Origin of the sequence: Bacteroides sp. OF04-15BH, assembly GCF_003477995.1 — a bacterium.
Classification (GTDB): Bacteria; Bacteroidota; Bacteroidia; order Bacteroidales; family Bacteroidaceae; genus Paraprevotella.
On sequence record NZ_QUEM01000080.1, the window covers coordinates 1 to 2616 of the forward strand.

A 2616-nucleotide genomic window follows, 5' to 3' on the forward strand; every position below is an offset into this window, starting at 1 on the left:
ACATATCGGATTTGCCCATGAAGAAAGGCATCACGACCAACCGTAATAATACCCTATATTTTTACCATTTTTATATTGTTTGAGTTTGTATATAAATAACTGATATTTAGAGATTATTAGGAAAATGATTTGGCTTTTGATTTGCTGTTTTTTCCGATAATCTCTATTTTTGTATGCAAATCGTATGTACAAAATAGACGTATAACAATAAACAAGGCAGCCTATGTTCAAGTATTCAAAAGATGGCATATCCGTACTATCGGTACTGGATGCACGTAGGGCGAAGAAAAGCGGTCTGTTCCCTGTCAAGATACAAGTGATACACAACCGCAAGCAGAAATATTATTCCACCGGAAAGGAATTGTCCAAAGAGGACTGGGAAATCCTTGCCGAAAGCAAGAGCCGCAGACTGATTGAGATACGGGCAAGCGTGGAAAACAGTTTCTCCATCATAAAAAGCCAAGTGGAAGCCCTTGCGGAACGTGGGGACTTCTGTTTCGATGCGCTCAGCATGAGGTTGGGCAGGTGTACGGGTACAACCCTTAACACAGCCATACAGGGGAAAATAGACGCATTCAAACTCAACGGGCAGGTAAATTCCTATTATAACTACCGCAGCACGTTGAAAAGCATAGAACGGTTCGCAGGCGGCAGCGTGCCGTTCTCTGCGGTTTCTGCGGACTGGCTGTCACGCCTTGACAAGTTCCTGCGGAACGAGGGCAAGACCGTCACCACCATAAATTTCTATATGAAAGCCCTTAAATGCGTGGTGAATGACGCAAGACGCAACGGGATTTTAAGAGAAGCCCAATACCCGTTCGGCAGGGGGAAGTACGAGATTCCGAGCGGCAACAGCCGAAAGTTAGCCTTGACGATGGAACAGATAAAAAAAGTCGTGACATACAAGGGCAGCAAGACCGTTGAGAAGTACCGGGATTTTTGGTTTTTCTCCTACCTGTGCAACGGTATCAATTTCAGGGATATGCTTTTCTTGCGGTATGGGAACATCGTGGACGGTGAAATCTGCTTTGTACGCTCCAAGACATCGCACACGTCCAACCATATACGGGAAATAAGGGCGGTACTCACTCCCGAAATGCGGGATATTATAAAACGGTGGGGAAACCCTGACGATGGGAAACCCGATACTTTCCTGTTCAAGTACGCCAGAGAAACGGAGGACGAATTTGTCATTTCCAATATTGTCAGACGGGTAACGCACCGTTGCAACATCGCTTTGGCTAAAATAGCCCAAGCTGTCGGTGTCCCACGTTTCACGACCTATTCCGCCCGGCATTCCTATGCGACTGTCTTAAAACGCAGCGGAACGAACATCGCTTACATATCCGAGAGTTTGGGGCATTCAAGCCTTGCCATCACGGAGAACTACCTCGCCAGTTTCGAGCAGGAGGAGCGGATAAGGAATGCGCAGTTATTAACCAAATTCGATTGAGCCATGCCGAACAAGAAAACCAAGACGGTGAAGATTAGACACCTTGAATGTTTCAGTGCCATTTACGGGGAACTGGCGCAGAATCCCGAATACGCAGGCTACGAAATAGAAGAAGCCGTACTGCAAGTGAAATCATATATTCCCCCTACTGTTAAAGACGTGGACAAGGCGATAGAGAAAATAAGGTTCAGCCATGCCACCCGTAAATACAAGTACCCCGTATTCGAGGGCAGGGAACTGATAGACCAAAAGACATTGGCGAAAATGGCGGGCGTGAGCAGGCAGACCGTAGCCCGGTGGGAGGAACTCGGTTTCATATCCCGTTCGGACATAGGGCTGTCGGGAAACAAATATTTCGTAATAAAAGAAGTCGTTTCCCAACTTGAAAGGTTAAAGGATGTGAAATAGCGGCATTCGCATAATCACTTAACATACATAGGACAAACGGTGTGTTGGAAGGACAAAATCACCAATACATCGTTTGTCCCTTTTTTTATCCCGCTCCAATCTTGCCGGATGTCCTGCATTGTCCCAAGTTGTCCGGTCTGTGTCAAGTGATTAGTAATTGAATAATCGGTTTCTTTTATTCTTCCTTTGCGGCATCAACCGGTTGCAACGGCTATGACGGTAGCCAAGTAATAACTAAAAAAGGAAGAAAATATGACGAACATTATTCTGACAACGCCCGAAGAACTCCGGGCTATCGTGAGCGAAACCGTTTCCCAGTCATTGGCAGGATTCACCCAGCCGAGGAACGAACCCGACAACCTCACGCCCGATGTGGCGGTAGAGGTGCTGGAACGACACGGTTTTCTGATTTCAAAGGCACGGCTCTACAAGCTGACCGCAAAAAAGGAAGTGCCGTTCCGCAAATACGGGAACAAATTGCTTTTCTCACGGAAAGAGCTTCTCACGTGGGCGGAAAACCTTGCAAAAAGGGTGAACGACAAGGACGAGGCGGCACTCGCCATCGCCAAGAGCGCAAACCGGAAAATCCGTAACTATGGAAAATAAGAGGAAAGAAGAAGCCGGGCAGGGTGTTACCATGCAGAAAGAGGATTTCGCAGCCCTTTGGAAAACCATTCATTTAAAGGTGACGGACACTTACGAAGTGCCGCCCGAAATACTCTGGGTGAACGGCTCTACCATTGGCACGCTGGGTA

Annotated in this window: 3 protein-coding genes and 1 pseudogene; all 4 read left to right on the top strand. The window is 47.1% G+C overall.

Features of this window, described 5'->3' with window-relative positions; genetic code table 11:
• The first annotated feature begins 223 nt into the window (after positions 1–223).
• Positions 224–1453 (top strand): site-specific integrase, encoded by a 1230-nt coding sequence (locus DXA74_RS15800; protein WP_117678389.1) that lies wholly within the window; start codon positions 224–226, stop codon positions 1451–1453.
• Positions 1454–1456: 3 nt separating this feature from the next.
• Positions 1457–1861: a hypothetical protein gene (locus tag DXA74_RS15805; protein WP_102408426.1), complete on the top strand. Its 405-nt coding sequence runs from the start codon at positions 1457–1459 to the stop codon at positions 1859–1861.
• 252 nt (positions 1862–2113) lie between these two features.
• The gene (locus DXA74_RS15810) at positions 2114–2467 is read left to right on the top strand and encodes a helix-turn-helix domain-containing protein (RefSeq protein ID WP_005856071.1); all 354 of its coding nucleotides are present in this window, start codon (positions 2114–2116) and stop codon (positions 2465–2467) included.
• A pseudogene (locus tag DXA74_RS15815) lies at positions 2457–2616 on the top strand (mobilization protein); the annotation flags it as partial. The gene DXA74_RS15810 and the pseudogene DXA74_RS15815, both read left to right, overlap by 11 nt.

Coding starts and splice junctions, on each gene's coding strand:
- DXA74_RS15810 (WP_005856071.1), top strand. CDS start 2,114: ATGACGAACATTATTCTGACAACGCCCGAAGAACTCCGGGCTATCGTG.
- DXA74_RS15800 (WP_117678389.1), top strand. CDS start 224: ATGTTCAAGTATTCAAAAGATGGCATATCCGTACTATCGGTACTGGAT.
- DXA74_RS15805 (WP_102408426.1), top strand. CDS start 1,457: ATGCCGAACAAGAAAACCAAGACGGTGAAGATTAGACACCTTGAATGT.